This is a genomic window from Gordonia alkaliphila, from assembly GCF_039542465.1.
Classification (GTDB): Bacteria; Actinomycetota; Actinomycetes; order Mycobacteriales; family Mycobacteriaceae; genus Gordonia; species Gordonia alkaliphila.
This window is the reverse complement of sequence record NZ_BAABIE010000006.1, coordinates 174836-197441: the sequence shown is the minus strand read 5'-3', so window position 1 is coordinate 197441 and position 22606 is coordinate 174836. Positions and strand designations below refer to the sequence as shown.

The window sequence follows — 22606 nt, the reverse complement described above, 5'->3', positions numbered from 1 at the left end:
GCTCGAGATGTTCGTCCTGCACGCTCACGGCGCCACTCCCACTGTCGTCAGTCCTTCGGTTTCGCCCCAGCCCAGGGCCAGGTTCATCGACTGCACCGCGGCACCGCCGGTGCCCTTGGTCAGATTGTCGACCGCGCCGACGGCGATCAGTCGGCCGGCGCGCTCGTCGACTCCCAGTCCGATTTGGATCGCATTACTGCCGACCACCGAACCGGTCTCCGGGAACTGGCCCTCGCCGAGCACGTAGATGAACGGCTCGTCGTCGTAGGCCTTCGCGTACGCGGCCCGGATCTCGTCGATCGACGCCGTGGTCGGCGCACTGACGGTGGCCAGGATGCCGCGCGACATCGGCACCAGCACCGGGGTGAACGAGACGTCCACGTCGGTCTCGGCCACCGCGGAGAGCGCCTGGATGATCTCCGGGGTGTGCCGGTGGGTACCGCCGACGCCGTAGGCGCGGGCCGAACCCAGCACCTCGGAAGCGAGGAGGTTGGCCTTGGGCGCCCGTCCGGCACCGGAGGTGCCGGACAGCGCCACCACGTTCACACTCGGCGCCACCAGGCCCGCGGCGAGGGCCGGGGCGATCGACAGGATCGAGACGGTCGGATAGCAGCCGGGCACCGCGATGCGGTTCGCGCCGGTGAGTTCGGCCCGGTTGTCGAGCAGCTCGGGCATGCCGTACGGCCAGGTGCCCGCGTGGTCGCCGCCGTAGTAGCGGGTCCACTCCCCGGCATCGCGCAGCCGGAAGTCGGCGCCGCAGTCGATGATGAGAGTGGTGGGCGGCAGCGCGTTGGCGATCACCGCGGACTGCCCGTGCGGCAGGCCGAGGAACACGACGTCGTGCCCGGCGAGCACTTCCGGCGTAGTCTCAGCGAGGACACGGTCGGCCAACGGCAGCACATGCGGGTGATGTTCCCCCAGACGCGTGCCCGCGTTGCCGCCCGCCGTCAGCGCACCGATCTCGAGCTCACCTGCCGCCAGGCGCGGGTGCCCGCAGAGAAGGCGAAGGATCTCGCCTCCCGCGTAACCGCTGGCGCCGGCCACTGCAATCCGTAGTGTCATGTGAACATTATGCACTACGGTGCAAGTTCATTCATTGGCGGGTCAGCCCCCTTCGCCGAAGAGTGGCTTGCCGTCGCAGAAATCCGCTTTCACCAGCGATTTCATCGTTTCACAATTCTCTTGTTCGAACACTTGCGCACATCGAATTGTGCACGTACCCTGGACTATAGAACATACGATCGAAGATCGAGGGAGGCAGGTTTCATGGTTCACATCGACCGCACCTCCCCCTGGACCAAGGCCGACATGGCCGCCGTCGGCATGATCGAACCGGACGCCGACGACACCCCTCGGACCCAGTGCCGCGACTGGCTGGTGTACGCCTCCAACGCACGCCGCGGGCAGTCGTTCCTGCACTGGGAGCAGCTCCGCGGGATCGGCCAGTTCCTCGACATCGCGCTGGCCAACCTGCACGACGCCGTGATCGACGACGGCGCCGACTACGACCCGGTCGACGCCTACGCGGTGGCCGTCACGGAGATCCAGGTGATCTTCGGGGTGCGGCAGCGGCAGGCGCGGACCCTGGTCGACCAGTCGGTCGCGGTGTCCGAGTCGGTGCCGCGCGTGGGCGAACTGCTGCGCGACGCACTGATCACCCCGGAGATGTTCGCCGTCGCCGTCGCGCGGACCGCGATCGTCCTCGACGCCGGGACGCGGGCCGCGGTCGACGCCGAGCTGGCCGCGGCGCTGCGATCCGCCGGGCAGGTCTCCGAGAAGGTCGCCTCCGGCATCGCCGATCGGATCGTGGCCCGCCACGATCCGGACGCGGTGCGTCGCCGCCGGGAGAAGGCCAAGGCACGCAGGAACGTCACCGCACGCGACTACGAGGACGGCCTGGGCGGCCTCACCATCACCGCCGATGCCGAGGAGGCCCGGCTGTCGTGGGCGGCGGTCAACGCACTGGCCGAGAGCGTGTGCCCCGCCGATCCGCGGCCGCTGGGTGTCCGACGCTCGGCGGCGGCCACCGCGCGGCTTCGTCGTCTCCCGTTCGAATGCGGCTGCCCGGACAAGTCCACCTGCACCGCGCAGCTCGATGAGGACGCGCTCTCCGAGCGCCAGGCGCGCATCGTGATTCACGCCGTCTGCCAGAAGTCGACCCTCGACGGCACCGACGACGAGCCGGGCTACCTGGACGGGCACGGGGTGATCGGCGCCGACCACGTCCGCGAGATGGCTCGACGTTCCGATGCCCGCATCCGCGACCTCGACCTGGATCGGTTCGGCGCGCCCGAGGACCTCGCCGAGTCGCCGATCCTCATCGAGCGCACCGCGCAAGCGGCCGAGCCGTACCGACCGACGGCCACGCTGGACGCTGTGGTCCGCGGCCTCTTTCCCACCTGCACCCTTCCCGGGTGCGCGCGTCCGGCCTGGAGCTGCGAACTCGACCATGTCGAGGAGTACAACCAGGTCTGCCCGGCGTCCGGAGGCCCCACCTGCCTCTGCAATATCGCCCCCAAGTGCAAGCTCCACCATGTGCAGAAGACGAGCGTCGGGGCCGCCGATCCGGCGGCCGGCTTCGTCGACGATCTGTGGATCGACGACGACGGCTCGATCTGGACCGCGATCACCACACCGCACGGCATCACCGTGGAGGCACCCGCGCCCGGTCAGTGGCTGTTCCCGCAACTCGAGGGCGTGAAGTGCCTGCATCAGCCACATGCGCCGCCTGAGTCACAGGCTTCACCGGAGTCCGCTCCCACGCCGCCATCCGGCGGCGGCCTGCGCGCCGCCACCGCGTACAAGCACGCCTGGCGGCGCGCCGAGCGGGCCCGACTCCGTCGTCGTCGCGAACAAGCTGCGGCCGACGACCCGCCGCCGTTCTGACGCAGGGCCAGCGGCGCGAGTTCAGCGACGCAGGGTCAGGACCACGATCTGCGGCGGTGCGCCGACGCGGACCGGCGGCCCCCAGGCCCCGGCGCCGCGCGAGGTGAAGACGTTGACGTCGCCGACCCGCCCGAAACCGGAGACCACCGGCTGCTGCAGTGCCACCGCATAGCCGAGGGGCCAGAGCTGGCCGTCGTGCGTGTGTCCGGACAGCTGCAGATCGATGCCGCGATCGCGCACGTCCTCGGCCTGCAGCGGCTGGTGGGCGACATAGATCAGGACGCGGCTCTCATCGCGTCCGGCGAGCGCGGCGTCCGGGTCCGGCCGATACGGATCGGGTGCGGTGCGGTCATACACGCCGGCCAGGTCGATCACCGCGCCGTCCCGGCGCAGTTCGACGCGCTCGTTGCGGAGCGGGACCACGCCCAGGGTCTCCCAGAAGTCGAGCCAGTTCCCGCCGTCGTCCTCGCCGAGATACTCGTGGTTGCCGCTCACGCCGTATACGCCCATCGGAGCCTTCAGGTCGCGCAGCGGTTCCAGGTCCCGACCGACCTGAGCCACCCGGCCGTCGGCCAGGTCACCGCCGAGAATCACCACGTCGGGGTGTGCCGCGTTGACCTCGTCCACCACCCGGCGGGTGAAGCCCGCACCGCGCGCAGGCCCGACATGCAGGTCGGTGATGAGAGCGACCCGCAGACCGTCGAGCGGCTCCGGGAGTTTGGTGAGGGTGACGGTCTCCTCGGTGACCTGGACACGATCGGCCTCGATCAGTCCGTAGCCCACGGTCGCCAGTGCTGCGACCACCATCACGGCCGTCGCCACCTGCAGCCAGCGCTGCGGCCGGCCGGGGCGTTCCCAGCCCCGCACGCGCACGGTCAGACGCACCGCGAGCGCCACCACGCCGATGACCAGCACCCCGAGCATCAGGTAGAAGACCACAGCCCACCAGGTGTAGCCGGCGAACCCGAACACGCGCGCCCACGACGGATCGATCTGCCCGGCGCCGATCAGGAAGGCCACGACGCCGAGGATCATGCCCGCGATCAGCACGCCGTCGACCACGATGGCCGGGCCGCGACCGAGTCCGGTCGCCACCACCAGGCGACGGTGCAGGCAATAGGTAATCGCCGCCACCAGGAGCAGCGCGATGACAGCAGCGATCCAGACCACGGCTCTGAGCCCCCCCCCTACGTCGTCAGCGCAGTCGCGCGCCGACCACGGCGCCCGCATGCTCGACTGCCGCCAGCTTCGCGACGTTGGCGTCCTCTTCGGTGAGGGTGCGATCGCCTGCGCGGAAGGTCAGCGCGAAGGTCAGCGACTTGTGGCCCTCCCCGACCTGTTCACCGGCGAAGACGTCGAACAGCGCGATCGATTCCAGTAGTTCGCCGGCACCGGCCCGCAACGCATCCTGGACCTGCTGGGCGGGCACGTCGGCGGCCACCACCACGTTCACGTCCTGCAGCACCGCGGGGTAGTGCGAGACCTGCGGCGACGGCAGGACCTCGGTCAGCGGCACGGCGTCGAGGTCGATCTCCAGCGCGCACAAGCGAGCGGGCAGTCCGGCCCGCTCGAGGATCGCCGGGTGCAGTTCGCCGGCGTAGCCGACGGTCTGTCCGTCCACTTCCAGGCGTGCACAGCGGCCCGGATGCCACGGCAGTTCCTGATCGGCCACCAGGGTGAGTTCCACCCCGGAAGCAGCGGCGATGACGCGCGCTGCTTCGAAGGCGTCGTAGGCGTCGGCGACCCGACCCGGACCCCACGGTCCGGCGGGATCGCGCTGACCGGTCAGCACCCCGGCCACGTGGACCGGCTGCTTGGGCAGCGAGGCATCCAGCGCGGCCAGCTCGTCGTCGGACGGGCGACGGGTCACGTCGAGCGCAGGCACCACGGGCCCCTGTTCACCGCCGAGGACCACCTGGCCGACGGCGAACAGCGCCAGGTCGCGATTGCCGCGGGCGAGATTGCGCGCGGTCATCTCCAGCAGCCCCGGGAGCAGCGTGGTGTTCAGTTCCGGACGATCGGTCTCCAGCGGATTGAGCACCTTGACGGTGGCCCGACGGGGATCGTCGTCGGCCAGCCCCCACACGTCGAAGACGCCGGTGGGCAGGAACGGGTACGGCAGCACCTCGACGAAGCCGTGGGTGGCCAGCGCGATGCCGACGGCACGACGACGACGCTGGCGCGGGGTGAGACCGGTGCCGCCGGGCGCGCTCGGCAGAACCGCCGGAATGCCTTCGAGGCCTTCCAGTCGCAGGACTTCTTCCACCAGATCGGCGGGCTGGGTCAGGTCGGGCCGCCACGACGGCGGCACCACGGCGAGCGTCGGCACGACGCCGTCGGCGGCGGCCTCGTCGCCGGTCACCTGGCAGCCGACCTCGCGCAGTCGTGCGGCGGTGGTGCCCGCCGGGTAGGCCAGTCCGGCGACGGTGTCGGGCAGATCCGCGGCGATCACGATCGCGGCGGTGGGCGTCGGGTCGACACGCACGTCGGACAGCGCGCCGACGAGGCGTCCGCCGGCGATCTCGGTGATCAGGGCGGCCGCGCGATCGGAGGCCACCGGGGTGATCTCCGGATCCACGCGCCGCTCGAACCGCTTGGCGGCCTCCGAGCTGAGCTTGTGGCGCTTGCCGGTGCGGAAGACGCGGACCTGATCGAAGTCGGCCGACTCCAGCAGCACCCGGGTGGTGGTGGCGGTGACCTCGGTGGCCGCGCCACCCATCACGCCGGCCAGGGCGATCGGACCGGAATCGTCGGCGATCACCACGTCCTCGGGGTCGAGGGTCCGGACCACGCCGTCGAGCGTCTCCAGCTTCTCCCCCGCGCGCGCCGAGCGCACGCGGATGGTGCCGACCAGCTTGTCGGCGTCGAAGGCGTGCAGCGGCTGACCGAGTTCGGTCATCACGTAGTTGGTCACGTCGACGATGCCGGAGATCGGCCGGATGCCGGCGACCGTCAGGCGCTTGGCCATCCACCACGGCGAAATCGCGGTCGCGTCGACGCCCTCGATCACGCGGGCGGTGTACCGGCGGGCGGCACCGTCGTCGTCGAGGGCCACCGGCCACGACTCCCCGGCCTCGCCGACCAGCGGCGCGCCGGGCAGACCGGGATCGACGTAGGGCACCGCGAAGGCGCTGGCCAGTTCCCGGGCCAGGCCGCGCATGGAGAAGGCGTAACCGCGGTCCGGGGTGACGTTGACGTCGATCGCCACGTCGTCCAAGCCGAGCACCTCGTAGGCGCTGGCGCCGGGCGCAGCGGTGCCGGGCGCCAACACCAGGATGCCGGAGTGATCGGTGCCGATACCGAGCTCGGAGACCGAGCAGATCATGCCCGCGGACATCTTGCCGTAGGTCTTCCGCGCGCCGATCTCGAAGCCGCCGGGCAGCACAGCACCCGGAAGTGCGACCACGACGAGGTCGCCGACGCTGAAATTCCGTGCGCCGCAGACGATTTCCTGGGGTGCATCGTTCCCGACATCCACCAGACAGAAACGGATCGGCTTCTTGAACTCGGTGAGTTCCTCGATGTCGGCCACCCGGCCCACCACCAGCGGACCGGTGATCGTCGGGAAGGGCTCGACGTCCTCGATTTCGAAGCCGACGCGCACGAAGCCTGCGTCGATGTCATCGGTCGACGCCGACCAACCGGGGGCTCCGGCCTGCAGTGCTTCGGTCAGCCAGGACTGGGAGAGGCGCACGGGGAACTTCTTTCGCGTCGGTGCGGATTGCGTGAGGGAGAACGGGGGTGAGGCCGCAAATTACAGTGCGGCGCCGAACGGCAGGGTGAAGCGCACGTCGCCCTCCACCATGTCGCGCATGTCCGGGAGGTCGTTGCGGAACTGCAGCGTGCGTTCCAGGCCCATGCCGAAGGCGAAGCCGGTGTACACGTCGGGGTCGATACCGCTGGCGCGCAACACATTCGGGTTCACCATGCCGCAGCCGCCCCACTCCACCCAGCCCGCGCCGCCCTTGCGGCCCGGGAACCAGACGTCCACCTCGGCGGACGGCTCGGTGAACGGGAAGTAGCTCGCCCGCATGCGCGTGGTGGTCTCCGGACCGAACAGCGCCTTGGCAAAGGTCTCCAGGGTGCCGCGCAGATTGGCGAGCGTCAGGCCCTTGTCGACGGCCAGGCCCTCGATCTGGTGGAAGACCGGGGTGTGGGTGGCGTCGAGCTCGTCGGTCCGGAAGGTCCGGCCCGGGCAGGCGACGTAGATCGGGACTTCGCGGTCGAGCATGGATCGGACCTGCACCGGCGAGGTGTGGGTGCGCAGCACCTGCCGCGAACCCTCGGGCGCGATGTAGAAGGTGTCCTGCATCGAGCGGGCCGGATGATCCGGCAGGAAGTTGAGCGCGTCGAAGTTGTGGTGCTCGGTCTCCACCTCGGGGCCCTCGGCGATCTCCCAGCCCATGGCGACGAAGACGTCGGCCACCTGGTCGGCGATCACCGTGATCGGGTGCCGGGCGCCGGCCCGACGGCGGGGCGCAGCCAGCGTCACGTCGATCGATTCGGCGACGAGCACTGCCGCGTCCCGCTCCGCGGAGAGCACCGCGGTGCGGGCCTCAAGGGCGGCGGCGACGGCGGTGCGCACCTCGTTGACCAGCTTGCCGGCTGCCGAACGCTCCTGCTTGGGCAGCGCGCCCAGGGCACGACGGGCCAGGGCGACGGGCGAGCGGTCACCGGTGTGGGCGGTCTTCGCCGCGGCGAGTTCGGTCAGGTCGGCGGCCGCGGCGAACGCGGCCTCGGCGGCAGCGACCGCGGCACTGAGCGCCTCGGGGGTCGGGAACTCGAGCTGGTTGTTCTCGTCAGCCACGGATCGGACGCTCCTCGTAGGACTAGTCGATAGGAATCGAGAGCGGCCACGCTGGGCGTTCTCGCTGGCACCATCCTAGTGGACCCGTCGGCGCCGCTCATCTCCGAGGCGAGCGATGAGGCGTCATAACGGGAGCCACGACGGCCACCACGCCGGGGTGCCCCGTGGGATCATTATCGGTGAAGACATGGAGCCAAGACAGATGGTCTGGATCGGCGCGAGCTGGTCGGCGTCACGGGATGGCGACGAATCCGGCAACCCGCCGCCCCAACCCTCGAACTGATCCTAAGTGCAAGGTAAGTTGAGGAAATTCAGCTGCAAACCCCGTCACACGGGGCTCGACCGCAGCGCTCCTCGGAGCGCCATATAGGGAGGTATTGTGTCGGTCGCACCAGGACAACAGATTGCGGGATACCGCGTCGTCGCCCAACTCGGCTCGGGGGCCATGGGCGATGTGTACATCGTGGAGAATCCGCACCTCATGCGCCGCGAGGCCATGAAAGTGATTTCGGTCGGCGGGTCATCGAACCCCGACTTCCAGCAGCGCTTCACCAATGAGGCGCGCACGGCCGCTGCGCTGGACCATCCGAGCATCATCACGGTGTACGCCTACGGCGTCGAGAACGACGCCCCGTGGTTCACCATGAGCTACCTCGACGGCCCGGACCTCTCGTCCGAACGCCTCTCCGCCGCCGACGTGATCACCGTGGTGGGTCAGGTGGCCGACGCGCTGGATTACGCGCACGCCCGCCAGGTGGTCCACCGCGACATCAAACCGGCCAACATCGTGATCACTCGCGAGGACGACGGCACGCTCCGCCGCGCCGTGGTGCTCGACTTCGGTATCGCCCGTCTCTCCGACTCCCCGCAACTCACCGCGGCGAACTCGGTGGTCGGCACGATGGCCTACACCGCGCCGGAGATCATCTCCGGCCATGCCGCGGACGCACGGTCGGACCAGTACTCGCTGGCCTGCACCACCTACACCATGCTGGCCGGCACGTCACCGTTCCACGGCGACACCTCGGCGTCGATCATGATGGCGCACCTGCAGCAGCCGGTGCCGTCGATCGCCCAGGTCCGCCCGGACCTCGCGCCCCTCGCACCGGTCCTGCAGCGTGCGATGGACAAGAACCCGGCCAACCGATACCCCGACTGTCGGTCGTTCGCCGCCGACCTGCAGCGCGCGCTCGCCCACACGCAGGCAGGCACGTCGACCACCGTCGCCCCGGTCCCGCTGCCGGGCGGCCACACTTCGCATCCGTCGGTGCCCGGTTCCCAGCCCGGCTTCCGGTCCCAGCCGGGCCACGGGTCCCAGCCCGGCTTCGGAGCGCAGCCGGGCTACGGTTCCCAGCCGTCGGTCCCCGGCTACCCGCAACCCGGCACCCTGCCGGACGGCACCATGCCCATGTACCCGCCGAGCCAGCCCGGTCAGCCCGTCGGCGCGCACGGTTGGGCCCCGATGGCCGGTATGCCCGGCCAGCCCGGCGGCGTGCCGCCGAAGAAGAGCAAGAAGGGTCTGTTCGTCGGGCTCGGCGTGCTCGCGGTCGCGATCATCGCGGTGGCGGCCACGTCACCGCTGTGGTGGCCCAAGTCCGATCCGGCACCGGTGGTAGCGACCGCGTCGTCGCAGGCCACCCTCGCGTCGTATCTGGGTACCCTGTGCGCCATCGAAAAGTCGGCCCTCTACTGCTGGGGCGGCAACAGCGAAGGCCAGCTCGGCGACGGCTCGGAGAACGACCGGATCACCCCGGCCGCGATCGGCACGCTCAAGGACGTCACCGCGGTGGCCCTCGGCGGCTACAACGAGGGCGACGAGCCCGAGGTCACCACCTGCGCGGTGGCCGAGAACGACGCTTACTGCTGGGGCGCGGGACTGTTCGGCGTCCTCGGCAACAACTCGAGTAGCAGTTCCTCGGTCCCGCTCAAGGTCAACGGCCTCGGCAAGGTGACCGCGATCAGCACCGACAAGTACACCACCTGCGCGATCTCCGACGGCGACGTCTGGTGCTGGGGCTGGAACTCCCGCGGTGAGGGCGGCTCCAACTCCGACGCGGAGATCGAGATGCCGACCAAGGTCAACGGGATCGCCGACGTCACGTCCCTGTCGGTCCGCAGCGGCAACACCTGCGCGGTGACCAAGCAGCAGGAACTGTTCTGCTGGGGCGACAACTACAACGGCCAGCTCGGCAACGGCAACACCGACCGCAACCCCGTCCCCGCCAAGGTCGACGGACTCGGCAAGGTCACCTCGGTCTCGGTCGGTTCGGGTACCGCCGACAAGGTGCGCTTCAACCAGGTCTGCGCCGTGTCCGACGGTGATGTCTACTGCTGGGGCGCCACGTTCGCCGGCGACTCCAGCGACGTGACCCCGCAGCTCTCGCCGAAGAAGATCGACGGCCTGCCCGGCGGCGCGACGACGGTCAGCACCGACATCAACACGATGTGCGCCACGGCCGACGACAAGGCCTACTGCTGGGGCAACGACCGCCTCGCGCAGGCAGGCAACAACGCCGCCTCGGACGTGATCAGCACCCCGACCGAGGTCCGAGGCCTCGGCAAGGTGACCGCCGTGGTCACCGGCACCAGCACCTCGTGCGCGATGTCCGACGACCAGACCTACTGCTGGGGCTTCAACGGCGGCGGTCGCATCGGCGACGGCAGCCAGCCCGACCCGGGCCCGAACGACGAGTCGCCGAAGGTCCCGAACCCCGTGCGGGTCGCGATCCCGGAATGACCGACTAGCACGACGGCAACGAGAGGAGGGGCCCGCGGCGCTTTGCGCCGCGGGCCCCTCCTTTTGTGCCGCGTCCGGGACGGGCCGCGCAGCGCCGACGCGCGAATCCGGAACACCCCGCCGGCACCGTGTAGAACAACAAGTATGACGACCACTGTCCTGCACAATGCCCGCCTGATCGACGGCACCGGAGCCGAACCCGTCGCCGACGCCGTCGTCGTGATCGACGACAGCACCATCACCTACGCCGGTCCGGCGGCCGGCGCCCCGCAGGTCGACGACGCCGCGACCCGCGTCGACCTCGCCGGTAACACCGTCTGCCCCGGATTCTTCGACGTCCACGTGCACCTGTCGCTGCCCGGCACCAAGGGCTCGCCGATCATGGCCGCGATGGTCCCGCCGTCGTACCGCTACTTCCAGCTGATCGACCGCCTGAAGGTGACGCTGGAGGCCGGTGTCACCACCGTGCGCGACCTGATGGGCATCGACACCGGTGTGCGCGACGCCGTGGCGCACGGCCTCATCGAGGGCCCGCGCCTGCTGGTCGCCGACAAGATGATCAGCCAGACCGGCGGCCACGCCGACTTCCACATCCCGTCCGGCCTCAGCGGTACCGGGATCGCCGGCGGCGTCCTGGTGGACACCGTCGACGAGGCCCGCCTCGAGGCCCGCGAACTGTGCCGCGAGGGCGTCGACGTGATCAAGGTGGCCTCCAGCGGCGGCGTCACGTCGATCAACGACGAACCCGACTACCTCGGCGCGCGCGAAGAGATCGTCTCGGCGCTGGTCGAGGAGGGCGACGCCTACGGCGGCCGCCCCGTCGCCGCACACGCGATCGGCCTCAAGGGCATCACCGCGGCCATCCGCGGCGGCGCGCGCAGCATCGAGCACGGCTATGCGATCACCGACGAACTCCGCCAGGAAATGGTCGCCAACGGCCAGTTCCTGGTTCCGACGCTGCTCGAGACCATGCACCCGGACACCGCCACCCCGCAGGCCGTCGCCAAGAGCGAGAAGTGGCACGCGATGGCGCAGGAGTCGATCCGCAAGTCGGTCGACGCCGGCATCAAGATCGCGACCGGCACCGACGCCGGGCTGGTCCCCGACCACGGCACCAACCTCGGTGAGGTGGGCCTGCTGGTGAAGTTCGGCGGCATGACGCCGCTGCAGGCGATCAGCGCCGGCACCAAGGTCTCCGCGGAGCTGTGCGGGGTCGACGACAAGCTCGGCACCCTGGAGGCCGGGAAGCTGGCCGACGTGGTCGTCGTGAAGGGCGATCCCAGTGTCGACGCCGACCTGGTGGGCGACAGCGCCAACATCCTGCTGGTCCTCAAGGAGGGCAAGGCAAAGAGCAACCGCGGCGACTTCGCGGTCTAGGCCGCCGCACCGACGAAACGGGCCCGGCACACGTGCGTACGTGTGCCGGGCCCGCTCGTTTGTTCAGTGCTGCGCGGTAGCGCTGGCGTACAGGCAGATGGCCGACGCGGCAGCCAGGTTGAGGCTCTCGGCGCGGCCGTGAATGGGGATCGAGACGCGGTGGTCGGCAGCCGCCACCACCGCGTCGGGCAGGCCGTGCGCCTCGTTGCCGAACAGCCAGGCGTGCGGCGCCGCGAGCAGTTCCTCGGCCGCGGGCAGGTCCACTTCCCCGCTCATGGTGGTCGCCAGCGTCGCCAGGCCGGCGGCGCGCACGCGGTCCAGTGCGCCGTCGACGTCCTTGTCCACGGCGATCGGCACGTGGAAGACGCTGCCCGCGCTGGCGCGGACGCATTTGCCGTTGTGCGGGTCGACGGCGTCGCCGAGCAGCAGCACCGCGGCTGCGCCCATCGCGTCGGCGCAGCGGATCAAGGTGCCGACGTTGCCCGGCTCGCGCGGCTCCACCGCGACCACCACGAAGCCCGCGCCGGACAGATCGAGGTGATGCAGGCTCGTGGTGACGAGCGCGGAGACCGCGAAGATCCCGGGAGCGGTGGTGGTCTCGCTGAGCTTGTCCGCGGCGCGCGCCGTGAGGCGATGCACCGGCAGGCCGGCGGCCTCGGCACGCTCGGTCAGGTCGCGGTGACGGTCGGCGTCGTCGTCGCGCACCAGCAGCTGTCGGGCACGTTCGGTGGACAGCGCGGCGTCGACCGCGTTGGCCCCTTCGGCGAGGAAGATCCCTTCGGTGCGTCGGACCGACGCCCGGTGCAGTTTTGCCAACGAAACGACCCGCGACGAACGTTCGGTGAGAACATCCATCGCGGGTCGGTTCGGGTCTACGGTGTCGACAGCGGGCCGATCAGGCGGCCGGCGCGTTGACGTCTGCCGGCAGCGCCTTGCGGGCCACGTCGACCAGACCGGCGAACGCGGTCGGGTCGGTGACGGCCAGGTCGGCGAGGACCTTGCGGTCCACCTCGACGCCGGCCAGCTTCAGGCCCTGCATGAAGCGGTTGTAGGTCATGTCGTTCTGACGCGCCGCAGCGTTGATGCGCTGGATCCACAGCTTGCGGAACTCGCCCTTGCGCGCCTTGCGGTCGCGGTAGGCGTAGGTCATCGAGTGGAGCTGCTGCTCCTTGGCCTTGCGGTACAGGCGCGACCGCTGACCGCGGTAGCCCTTCGAGGCCTCGAGAATAGTGCGGCGCTTCTTATGAGCGTTGACCGCCCTTTTGACACGTGCCATGAGTTTTCAGTCCTAACTAACGATTCTTACAAGTCACTTGTTCAGCAGGCGCTTGATGCGCGGGGCGTCGGCCTCGCTCACCACGACGGTGCCGTCCAGGCGACGCTTGACCCGCGAGGACTTGTGCTCGAGGAGGTGGCGCTTGCCGGCCTTCTGGCGGACGATCTTGCCACTGCCGGTCACCTTGAATCGCTTCGCGGTGCCCTTGTGAGTCTTGCTCTTAGGCATGGTTTTCCTTCATTCGGGCGAAGACCATCGCCGTGCCGGTTGCCCGGCGCGGTGCTGGCTTCGCGTGAGTGGGGTGCGGGGGTTGGGCTGCTTAGCTGTCCGAGGCGGACTGCTGAGCCTGTGCCCGGGTCTTGGAGCCCTTGTGCGGGGCGAGGACCATGGTCATGTTGCGTCCGTCCTGCTTCGCCGAGGTCTCGACGTAGCCGAACTCGGCGACGTCGTTGCCCAGGCGCTGCAGGAGCCGGTAACCCAGCTCGGGACGGGACTGCTCACGACCGCGGAACATGATGGTGACCTTGACCTTGGAGCCCGCTTCGAGGAACCGGACGACGTGACCCTTCTTGGTCTCGTAGTCGTGGTCGTCGATCTTCGGGCGGAGCTTCTGCTCCTTGATCACGGTCATCTGCTGGTTACGGCGGGACTCGCGCTTCTTCTGCGCCGCCTCGTACTTGAACTTGCCGTAGTCCATGATCTTGCACACCGGCGGGCGCGCGTCGGGCGCAACCTCTACCAGGTCCAAGTCGGCTTCGTAAGCCAGGCGAAGCGCATCTTCAACACGCACGATGCCCACCTGCTCACCGCCGGGTCCGACAAGCCGGACCTCGGGGACGCGGATGCGCTCATTGATGCGGGTCTCAGTGCTGATGTGGCCTCCTCCATCGGGTTTTCACTGCCGACCGTTCGTGCGGAGCGAAGTAGCGAGAGGGGCGTTCGATTCGAAGACACCAACGCAGATGCGGGCGGCGGCATCCTGGACGGGCGCCGCGCCACCATCGTCGTGCGATGATGTGACCTTCGACCGTAAAACAGCAGCTCATCGAGTGCGTCGGACGGTGGGATACGAACATCCTCTTGCTACCCCGGCAACGCCAGGGCGGTCATGCTGTGAAAGTCTAACAGTCGTGAGCGCAGATTCCTATTCCACCGATCCGTCCGACACGCCGGAGGCCAGCGGCCCCGACCAGGTGCGCGAGCTCGCCACCATCCCGTCGATCGAGGTGATCTCCCGCGCGGCCGTCATGCTGATGAGCGCGGCCGCGGAGAAGATCGGCCCGGAAGCCGGCGGCGACGAACAGTACCGCGACCTCCCCGAGGCCCGCACCCTGATCACCGCCCTCGCCGGCCTGGTGGTCGCGGCCAGCCCCGACCTCGGAGTGCACCGCAAGCCGATCCGCGACGGCCTCAAGGCCCTCCAGCTCGCCTTCCGCGAGGCCAGCGCCTTCCCGGACGAGCCCGGCGAAGGCCCCGGCGAGAAGCTGACCGGCCCGCCCCGCGCCTAGTATCTGGGCCTGAATCGCGCGCCACTTCGGATGTGCGCACTCTGCAGGGTGCGCGGATCCGAAGTGACGCGCGATTCTGCGTTCGCGCGGTACTTGAGGCCGTCGAACTCGCCGATGAGCATGCGGTCCCAGTCGTAGTCGGGGAAGTACCGCTCACCGGACAGCCAGTACTCGCGCTGGAGCTGCGGCAGCGGGAGGTCGGCGTCGATCATCTGCGCTCGACTCCACGACTCCCCGACCGTCGCCGACAGTCCACTGCCGTGGGCGACGGCGCGCTGCGCGATCCGGATGCCCGTCGTCGTACGTTCCGCAGCCGCCGCGTGCAGCGACTCCTTACTCACCCCGCGGGCCAGGACGCCGTCGACGACGGTGAGCGCCTGCGCGAAGGTACCGGTCTGCGCCAGGTCCAGCGCCGTGCGCCGCAGGTCGGTGACCCGAATGCCGTCCACCTCGACGATCTCGCTGTCCGGCACGGCGCCCGCGTGGCGGTGACGGCCGGCCCGCACCGATCCGCCGCCGCGACCCCCGCGCACCACGCTGAGATCGGGGTGCAGGAGCGGCAGTCCGTGCAGGGCCGCCGCCGACTCGTGGCTCAGCGGGGCGGCGCTGCAGGGTCATGGACCCAGTGGATCGCAGGGACCACGATGCGACGCCGCCGCTGTCCACAGGACGACGCACGCGCCGGGCTGTCCACAGCCGCGGCGGTCAGCCCATGGACTTGCGGATCTCTTCCAGCTTGGCCTTGGCGGCCTTGTCGCGCTCGGCGAGGAGGTCGTCGAGCTCGCGGCTCTCCGGCATAGCCGACGCCAGTTCCTCGGCGCCGATCGCGACGGCGGCGCGCTTCTCGATCTTGTCCCGCACGAAGTCGAGGGTCGGCTCGCCGGCCTTGGTGTAGCCGGTGACCTCCTCGTACGACGGCGCCTGCACGCCGGGGCTGAGGGCGTCGTCGAACGAAGGTGTGCTCATGGGAGCCATGCTACTCAGCTGGCGGATTCGGTGGCCGGGAGCAGTTCGCGCAGGAAGCCGCCGGTGTGCGAGCCCGGGGTGGCCGCGATCTGCTCGGGCGTCCCCTGCGCCACCACGGTGCCGCCGCCACTGCCGCCCTCCGGGCCCATGTCGATCACCCAGTCGGCGGTCTTGATGACGTCGAGGTTGTGCTCGATGACGACCACCGTGTTGCCCTTCTCGACGAGTCCGTTGATCACCACCAGCAGCTTCGCAATGTCCTCGAAGTGCAGGCCGGTGGTCGGCTCGTCGAGCACGTAGATGGTGCGTCCGGTGGACCGCTTCTGCAGTTCGGCCGCCAGCTTCACGCGCTGCGCCTCACCGCCGGACAGGGTGGGCGCGGGTTGACCGAGCCGGACGTAGCCGAGGCCGACGTCGACGAGGGTCTTGAGGTACCGGTGAATGGAGGTGACCGGCTCGAAGAACTCGGTGGCCTCCTCGATCGGCATGTCGAGCACCTCGGCGATGGTCTTGCCCTTGTAGTGCACCTCGAGGGTCTCCCGGTTGTACCGGGCGCCGTGGCACACCTCGCACGGGACGTAGACGTCCGGCAGGAAGTTCATCTCGATCTTGATGGTGCCCTCGCCCATGCACGCCTCGCAGCGGCCGCCCTTGACGTTGAACGAGAACCGGCCCGGCTGGTAGCCGCGCACCTTGGCCTCGGTGGTCGCCGCGAAGAGTGTGCGGATCTTGTCGAAGACGCCGGTGTAGGTGGCCGGATTGGAGCGCGGGGTGCGGCCGATCGGCGACTGGTCCACCCGGACCAGCTTGTCCAGGTGGTCCAGGCCGGTGATGCGCGTGTGATGGCCGGGCACCTGTCGCGCACCGTTGAGCTTGTTCGCCAACACGGTGGCGAGGATGTCGTTGACCAGGGTCGACTTACCGGAGCCGGAGACGCCGGTGACCGCGGTCAGCACGCCCAGCGGGAACTTGACGTCGATCCCGCGCAGGTTGTTCTCGCGGGCGCCGACAACGGTCAGCTGCCGCTTGCGGTCGACGGGTCGACGCACCGCGGGCACCTCGAGCGTCTTGCGCCCCGACAGGTAGGCGCCGGTGATCGACTCCTTGTTCTTCAGCAGACCCGGGTAGTCGCCGCTGTGCACCACCTGGCCGCCGTGCTCGCCGGCGCGCGGCCCGATGTCGACGATCCAGTCCGCCGCGCGGATCGTGTCCTCGTCGTGCTCGACGACGATCAGCGTGTTGCCGAGGTCGCGCAGACGCACGAGGGTGTCGATGAGACGACGGTTGTCGCGCTGGTGCAGACCGATCGACGGCTCGTCGAGCACGTACAGCACGCCCGCCAGACCGGCGCCGATCTGCGTCGCCAGCCGGATGCGCTGTGCCTCGCCGCCGGAGAGGGTGCCCGCGGCGCGGGACAGCGACAGGTACTCGAGGCCGACGTCGAGCAGGAACGTGATGCGCGCCTGCACCTCTTTGAGGACGCGGCCGGCGATCGCGGCTTCCCGCTCGCCCAGGGCCAGGCCGTCGAGGTACTCGGCGCATTCGGCCACCGACAGCGCGGTGACCTGCGCGATCGAGTAGTCGCCGTGGACCGGGTTGTGCAGCGTCACCGCGAGGATCTCCGGACGCAGTCGGGTGCCGGCGCAGGCCGGGCACGGCACGTCGCGCATGTAGCCCTCGTACCGTTCCTTCATCTGCTCGGACTCGGTGGCGTCGGCGCGGCGCGTCAGGAAGGCCATGACGCCTTCGAACTCGGTATAGTAGCTGCGGGTGCGGCCGTACCGGTTGCGGAACTTGACGTGCACCTGGTGCTCGGAGCCGTCGAGCAGCGCCTTGCGCGCGTTGCGCGGCAGCTTGTTCCACGGCGTGTCCAGGTCGAAGCCCATCTGCTCGCCGAGACCGCCGATGAGGCGGCCGAAGTACTCGGCGTTGTGGCCCGACGACCACGGCGCGATGGCGCCCTCGGCGAGGGTCATCTCCGGGTCGGGCACCACCAGCGACTCGTCGACCTCCTTGCGGACGCCGAGGCCGTCGCACTCGGGGCACGCGCCGTACGGCGAGTTGAACGAGAAGCTGCGCGGCTCCAGATCGTCGATCGCGATCGGATGGTGGTTGGGGCAGGCCATCTTCTCGGAGAACCGGCGGGTGCGGTCGGCCGCGTCCTCGTCGCGGTCGACGAAGTCGAGCACCACCACGCCGTCGGCCAAGCGCAGCGCGGTCTCCACCGAGTCGGTGAGGCGCTGGCGGGCCGTCGCCTTGACCGCGAGCCGGTCCACGACGACGTCGATGTCGTGCTTCTCCTGTTTCTTCAGCTTCGGCGGATCGGACAGCTGGTGGACCTCGCCGTCGACCCGGGCCCGCGCGAAGCCCTGGGTCTGCAGCTCGGCGAACAGATCGACGAACTCGCCCTTGCGGGTGCGCACCACGGGCGCCAGGACCTGGAAGCGGGTGCCCTCCTCGAGCTCCAGCACCTGGTCGACGATCTGCTGCGGCGTCTGCCGCGAGATCTTCTCCCCGCAGGTCGGGCAGTGCGGCGTACCGGCGCGGGCGTACAGCAGACGCAGGTAGTCGTACACCTCAGTGATGGTGCCGACGGTGGACCGCGGGTTGCGGTTGGTGGACTTCTGGTCGATGGAGACCGCGGGCGAGAGGCCCTCGATGAAGTCGACGTCGGGCTTGTCCATCTGACCCAGGAACTGGCGCGCGTAGGCCGACAGCGATTCGACGTAGCGACGCTGCCCCTCGGCGAAGATGGTGTCGAAGGCGAGCGACGACTTGCCCGAGCCGGACAGTCCGGTGAAGACGATCAGCGAGTCGCGCGGCAGGTCGACGTCGATCCCGCGCAGATTGTGCTCCCGCGCACCCCGGACGATCAGCCGATCAACCACTTGACACTCCCATTCCTGCTCAGCACGGCGATTGGCGAAGCACGCTTCCCCAAAAGGACAGGGTACGCGGGGGTACCGACAAGACCGCCGTCGAGCGCTGCGCTGTGAGCGGACGCCGCCGCCCGTCATGTGACGGTCGACACTAGGGTGGGAGCCATGAGCATCCAGGTCAGCATCTCCGACGACTACACCGGCGACACCACCCCGTCAGCCGACCACCACGACGTGTGCGCGCAGCGCCGCACCCTCGACAACGCGACCATCGTCAAGATGTCGGTGGGCCCGATGGACAACAACGTCTACGTGGTGACCGACGCGGCGACCGGCGCGACCCTGCTGATCGACGCCGCGAACGACGCCGCGTCGATCCTCGCCCTGCTCTCGGCGCTGGACGCGGATCTGCGGCAGATCGTCACCACGCACGGACATTTCGACCACTGGCAGGCACTCGAGGAGGTCGACCGCGTGCGGCAGGTACCGACGGCGGCCGGCGAGTCGGACGCCCCGGAGCTGCCGGTCACCCCGGACCGCCTGCTGGTCGACGGCGACACCGTCACCGTCGGCGATCTGACTCTCGACGTGATCGGTCTGGTCGGGCACACGCCGGGCTCGGTGGCGCTGGCCCTGACCGAGGACAGCGGCCGCGTGCACCTGTTCACCGGCGACTCCCTCTTCCCCGGCGGGGTCGGCAAGACCTGGCAGCCCGGCGACTTCGAGGTCCTGCTGAACGACGTCGAGACCAAGCTGTTCGGCCGGTACGGCGACGACACGGTGGTCTATCCCGGCCACGGCTCAGACACCACGCTGGGTGTCGAACGCCCCGCCCTGCCCGAGTGGCGCGCACGCGGTTGGTAGTGACGTGCGCCGCACGGGAGGCGATTTTTCCCTACCCTGTGTAGATAGGCCCGGCACTCCGACGCCGCGCCGCCCGTAGACAAGCTCCCACCGGAAGGTCGATACCGTGATTCTCCGCAAGATCGCTCGTCCCCTGCTCGCCTCCGCCTTCGTCGCCTCCGGCATCGAGGCCCTGCGCGCACCGCGTCCGGTGGTGGACACCGCACAGCCGCTGGTCGACGCCGGCCGCGACGCACTGCCCGCCGACGTGGCCCAGGTGGTGCCCGCGGATGCCGCGACCGCCCTGCGCATCAACGGCGCCGTGCAGATCGGCGGCGGCCTCCTGCTCGCCACCGGACGCATTCCGCGCGTGGCGTCCGCGGTGCTGGCCACCACGCTGGTGCCGTCGACTGTGTACGACGGCGCGTTCTGGACCGAGACCGATCCGGTGCGCCGGGAGACCCGCAAGGTGTCCCTGGTCAAGAATCTCGGCCTGCTCGGCGGCGTGCTGCTGGCCAGCGCCGACACCGAGGGTAAGCCGTCGCTCGCGTGGCGCGGCCGGCGTCGGGCGCACGACGCCAAGGTCGCGATGGCCGCCGCCCTCCCGATCGGCGAGAAGGCGACCGAGTCCGCACTGTCGGCGTGGGCGGACCGCGCCGCCGTGGACGCGCAGGAGTTCGGCGAACGTGCCGCCGACGTCGCCGACCGGGGTCGGGCACGGGCCGAGATCGCCGCGGTCAAGGTGGCCGAGCGAGCGCCGCTGCTCGCCGACCAGGCGCGCCACCGCGCCGAGGAGCTGGCGCTGGTCGTCGCCGATCGCGCTCCCGGTCTGGCCCGCGAGGCCGCGGACAAGGCGGGCGAATTGGGTCACCAGGCGGCGGACAAGGCCGGCGAGCTGGGCCATCAGGCCGTCGTCGAGGCGCGCGGCCTGAAGCGCCGCTTCCGGAGCTGACCGCGTCGCAGTTCGCACCATGCCGCGCGCGCCGCGCGTCAGTACACTGGTGCGACTGTGACCCCCGATCCGCGCCTCGCCGAAGAACAGGTACATCTCGACGCCGTCTATGCGCGGCTGGATCGCATGCGCGCGACCGCCGATCGGCGCCTGTCGGAGACCCTCCTCGAGTCGGCGGGCACTCCGCAGGCGCTGTCCGAACGCGAGTCGTACGAGCGGCACTACACGCAGATGCTGACCCGCATCGACGCCGCCGAGCACAACCTGTACTTCGGTCGGCTCGACATGTCCGAACCGGACGCCGCCGGCAACGACATCGCCCGGATCGGCCGCATGGGCATCCTCGACGACGACCAGGTGACCACGCTGCTGCTGGATTGGCGGGCCCCGCTGTCGCGCCCGTTCTACCTGGCCACCCCGGCGTCGCCGGAGGGCGTACGCCGCCGCCGACACCTGCGGACGCGGACCCGGGCGGTGCGCAGCGTGTCCGACGAGTACCTGCTGTCCGGCGAGGTGGACGCCGGCGACGGCCACGACGCCAGCGTCGTGAACGAGACTGCGCTGGTCGCCGCCCTGAACGCCGCCCGCACCGGCGAGATGACCGACATCGTCGAGACCATCCAGCGCGAGCAGGACGAGATCATCCGCAACGCGCATCGCGGCGTGATGGTGGTCCAGGGCGGACCGGGCACCGGCAAGACCGCGGTGGCGCTGCACCGCGCCGCCTACCTGCTGTACACGCACCGCGACGTGCTGTCCCGCAGCGGCGTGCTGATCATCGGCCCCAACGACACCTTCCTGGACTACATCGCCCAGGTGCTCCCCTCGCTCGGCGAGACCGGCGTGCTGCTGTCGACGGTCGGCAACCTCTTCCCGGGGATCCGCGCCGCGGGCGTCGACTCCCGTCGGGCCGCCGAGCTGAAGGGCGACGCCGACCGCATCCTGCCGGTGCTGCGCGCCGCGGTCCGGGCCCGGCAGAGCCTGCCGCCGGCCGGGCTGTACGTGAACTTCGACGGCTACCGAGTGCCCGTCGACTCGGCCGTGATCAAGGCCGCCCGCGCCGCCGCCCGCTCCACGCGCCGCCCGCACAATCTGGCTCAGCGCGCCTTCCTGCGGACCGCGTTCGACGAACTGGCCGCGGTGCACGCCCGCAAGCTGGGGGCGTCGACCTTGGACGGATCCCAGCTGCTCACGGCCGCCGACCTCGACGACATCCGCGTCGAGCTGTCCACCGACGACGACGTGGTGCGCACCGTGCTGCAGTTCTGGCCGACCCTGCACCCGCAGGATCTGCTGCGAGACCTGTACGCGGACAGCCGTTTTCGGCGCGGCGCCACGCGCGGCTGGAGCGACGAGGACCGCGCCGAGCTGCAGCGCGACGCGGCGCCGCTGCCCGAGGCCGCCGACATGTCCCCCGCCGACGTCCCCCTCCTCGACGAACTCGCCGAGCTCATCGGCTACCGCACCGACGAAGCGCTGCGGGAGCAGAAGGCCCAGTGGCGCAGGCGGATCGCCGAGGCGCAGGACGCCCTCGACATCCTCACCGGATCGGCGCCGCAGGACATCGAGGACGACATGGATCCCGAGCTGCTGATGGCGTACGACCTGATCGACGCCGAGCAGCTCGCCGAACGCCAGGAAGTGACCGAGTACCGCACCACGGCCGAGCGGGCCTACGACGATCGCAGTTGGACGTTCGGGCACGTGATCGTCGACGAGGCTCAGGAACTGTCGACGATGGCGTGGCGAATGATCATGCGGCGCATACCGAATCGCTGGATGACGATCATCGGCGACACCGCCCAGACCGGCGATTCGGCGGGGACCACCTCGTGGGAGCGGATCTTCACGCCGTACGTCGCCAACCGGTGGCGGCTGCGCGAGTTGACGGTGAACTACCGGACGCCGAGCGAGATCACCCGGTACGCGAATCGTCTTCTCGCACTGATCGATCCGTCGCAGACGCCGCCGGAGTCGTTGCGCAGCAACGGAATCGAGCCGTACCGCGTCGAAGCACCTGCGGGTGAGGCGCTGGCGACGGCGCTGACCGTCGCCGAGGAGGCCGACTGGCCCGGACTGACCGCCGTCCTGGTGGCCGACACCGCGGCCGCCGCGGCGGCGACGGCGGATCGCCCTGACGGGATCCGCGTGCTGCCCCTGCACGACGCCAAGGGCCTCGAGTTCGACAACGTGATCGTGGTGGAGCCGCACGCGCTGGCGACCACTTCGCCGCGCGGCCTCAGCGACCTGTACGTGGCCCTCACCCGCGCGACGCAGCGCCTGGTCGTGGTGCACCACGACCCGCTGCCGGAGGCGCTCGCCGACCTGCCGCAAAAGCAGTCGGACCCCCGGTAAGCCGCAGCGGCCTGCCGGGG

Annotated in this window: 18 protein-coding genes; 7 read left to right on the top strand and 11 right to left on the bottom strand. The window is 70.0% G+C overall.

Annotation, left to right across the window (positions count from 1 at the left end; all coding sequences use genetic code 11):
* Nucleotides 1-24 precede the first annotated feature (24 nt).
* On the bottom strand, nt 25-1062 hold the full coding sequence (argC, locus tag ABD989_RS08700) for an N-acetyl-gamma-glutamyl-phosphate reductase (protein WP_345313180.1): 1038 nt from the start codon (nt 1060-1062) through the stop codon (nt 25-27).
* A gap of 204 nt (nt 1063-1266) precedes the next feature.
* On the opposite strand from argC, the gene ABD989_RS08695 reads away from it, so the two are divergent.
* Nucleotides 1267-2886 (top strand): DUF222 domain-containing protein, encoded by a 1620-nt coding sequence (locus tag ABD989_RS08695; protein ID WP_345313179.1) that lies wholly within the window; start codon nt 1267-1269, stop codon nt 2884-2886.
* 21 nt (nt 2887-2907) lie between these two features.
* On the opposite strand, the gene ABD989_RS08690 is transcribed toward ABD989_RS08695, so the two are convergent.
* The 3 genes from ABD989_RS08690 to pheS are packed head-to-tail and all read right to left on the bottom strand — an operon-like array spanning nt 2908 to nt 7693.
* Nucleotides 2908-4056, bottom strand: a complete 1149-nt coding sequence (locus ABD989_RS08690) for a metallophosphoesterase (protein WP_345313178.1) — start codon at nt 4054-4056, stop codon at nt 2908-2910.
* A 25-nt stretch (nt 4057-4081) separates the two neighbouring features.
* Nucleotides 4082-6580, bottom strand: a complete 2499-nt coding sequence (gene pheT, locus ABD989_RS08685; protein ID WP_345313177.1) for a phenylalanine--tRNA ligase subunit beta — start codon at nt 6578-6580, stop codon at nt 4082-4084.
* Between the two features lie 60 nt (nt 6581-6640).
* The gene (gene pheS / locus ABD989_RS08680) at nt 6641-7693 is read right to left on the bottom strand and encodes a phenylalanine--tRNA ligase subunit alpha (RefSeq protein ID WP_345313176.1); all 1053 of its coding nucleotides are present in this window, start codon (nt 7691-7693) and stop codon (nt 6641-6643) included.
* Between the two features lie 379 nt (nt 7694-8072).
* Between pheS and ABD989_RS08675 the strand changes: the two genes are divergently transcribed.
* Together ABD989_RS08675 and ABD989_RS08670 are read left to right on the top strand one after the other, a co-directional pair.
* Nucleotides 8073-10430: a protein kinase domain-containing protein gene (locus tag ABD989_RS08675; protein WP_345313175.1), complete on the top strand. Its 2358-nt coding sequence runs from the start codon at nt 8073-8075 to the stop codon at nt 10428-10430.
* 144 nt (nt 10431-10574) lie between these two features.
* Entirely contained in the window at nt 10575-11807 is a 1233-nt protein-coding gene (locus tag ABD989_RS08670) for a metal-dependent hydrolase family protein (protein ID WP_345313174.1), read from the top strand.
* A gap of 63 nt (nt 11808-11870) precedes the next feature.
* On the opposite strand, the gene ABD989_RS08665 is transcribed toward ABD989_RS08670, so the two are convergent.
* From ABD989_RS08665 to infC, 4 genes are all read right to left on the bottom strand, one after another.
* A complete protein-coding gene (locus tag ABD989_RS08665; protein ID WP_345313173.1) occupies nt 11871-12662 on the bottom strand; it encodes a TrmH family RNA methyltransferase in 792 nt (263 codons plus the stop codon).
* Between the two features lie 40 nt (nt 12663-12702).
* Nucleotides 12703-13083 (bottom strand): 50S ribosomal protein L20, encoded by a 381-nt coding sequence (gene rplT, locus ABD989_RS08660; RefSeq protein ID WP_345313172.1) that lies wholly within the window; start codon nt 13081-13083, stop codon nt 12703-12705.
* Between the two features lie 33 nt (nt 13084-13116).
* Nucleotides 13117-13311, bottom strand: coding sequence for a 50S ribosomal protein L35 (rpmI, locus tag ABD989_RS08655; RefSeq protein WP_246996383.1), 195 nt, complete (start codon nt 13309-13311; stop codon nt 13117-13119).
* 91 nt (nt 13312-13402) lie between these two features.
* Nucleotides 13403-13957 carry a translation initiation factor IF-3 gene (gene infC, locus ABD989_RS08650; protein WP_345313198.1) on the bottom strand — a complete coding sequence of 185 codons (555 nt, stop codon included), beginning with the start codon at nt 13955-13957 and terminating at the stop codon, nt 13403-13405.
* 256 nt (nt 13958-14213) lie between these two features.
* Between infC and ABD989_RS08645 the strand changes: the two genes are divergently transcribed.
* Nucleotides 14214-14591: a DUF1844 domain-containing protein gene (locus tag ABD989_RS08645; protein ID WP_246996385.1), complete on the top strand. Its 378-nt coding sequence runs from the start codon at nt 14214-14216 to the stop codon at nt 14589-14591.
* Here the strand turns inward: ABD989_RS08645 and ABD989_RS08640 are convergent.
* From ABD989_RS08640 to uvrA, 3 genes are all read right to left on the bottom strand, one after another.
* The gene (locus ABD989_RS08640; protein ID WP_345313171.1) at nt 14588-15127 is read right to left on the bottom strand and encodes a hypothetical protein; all 540 of its coding nucleotides are present in this window, start codon (nt 15125-15127) and stop codon (nt 14588-14590) included. The genes ABD989_RS08645 and ABD989_RS08640 overlap by 4 nt on opposite strands.
* A 169-nt stretch (nt 15128-15296) precedes the next feature.
* The gene (locus tag ABD989_RS08635; RefSeq protein WP_308221376.1) at nt 15297-15557 is read right to left on the bottom strand and encodes a hypothetical protein; all 261 of its coding nucleotides are present in this window, start codon (nt 15555-15557) and stop codon (nt 15297-15299) included.
* A gap of 14 nt (nt 15558-15571) precedes the next feature.
* Nucleotides 15572-18445: an excinuclease ABC subunit UvrA gene (uvrA, locus tag ABD989_RS08630; protein ID WP_246996391.1), complete on the bottom strand. Its 2874-nt coding sequence runs from the start codon at nt 18443-18445 to the stop codon at nt 15572-15574.
* 156 nt (nt 18446-18601) lie between these two features.
* On the opposite strand from uvrA, the gene ABD989_RS08625 reads away from it, so the two are divergent.
* The 3 genes from ABD989_RS08625 to ABD989_RS08615 all read left to right on the top strand — a co-directional run bounded on the left by ABD989_RS08625 (nt 18602) and on the right by ABD989_RS08615 (nt 22586).
* Nucleotides 18602-19300: an MBL fold metallo-hydrolase gene (locus ABD989_RS08625; protein WP_345313170.1), complete on the top strand. Its 699-nt coding sequence runs from the start codon at nt 18602-18604 to the stop codon at nt 19298-19300.
* Nucleotides 19301-19406: 106 nt separating this feature from the next.
* Nucleotides 19407-20231, top strand: coding sequence for a DoxX family protein (locus ABD989_RS08620; protein ID WP_345313169.1), 825 nt, complete (start codon nt 19407-19409; stop codon nt 20229-20231).
* Nucleotides 20232-20288: 57 nt separating this feature from the next.
* Entirely contained in the window at nt 20289-22586 is a 2298-nt protein-coding gene (locus ABD989_RS08615; protein ID WP_345313168.1) for a HelD family protein, read from the top strand.
* Nucleotides 22587-22606: the final 20 nt, after the last annotated feature.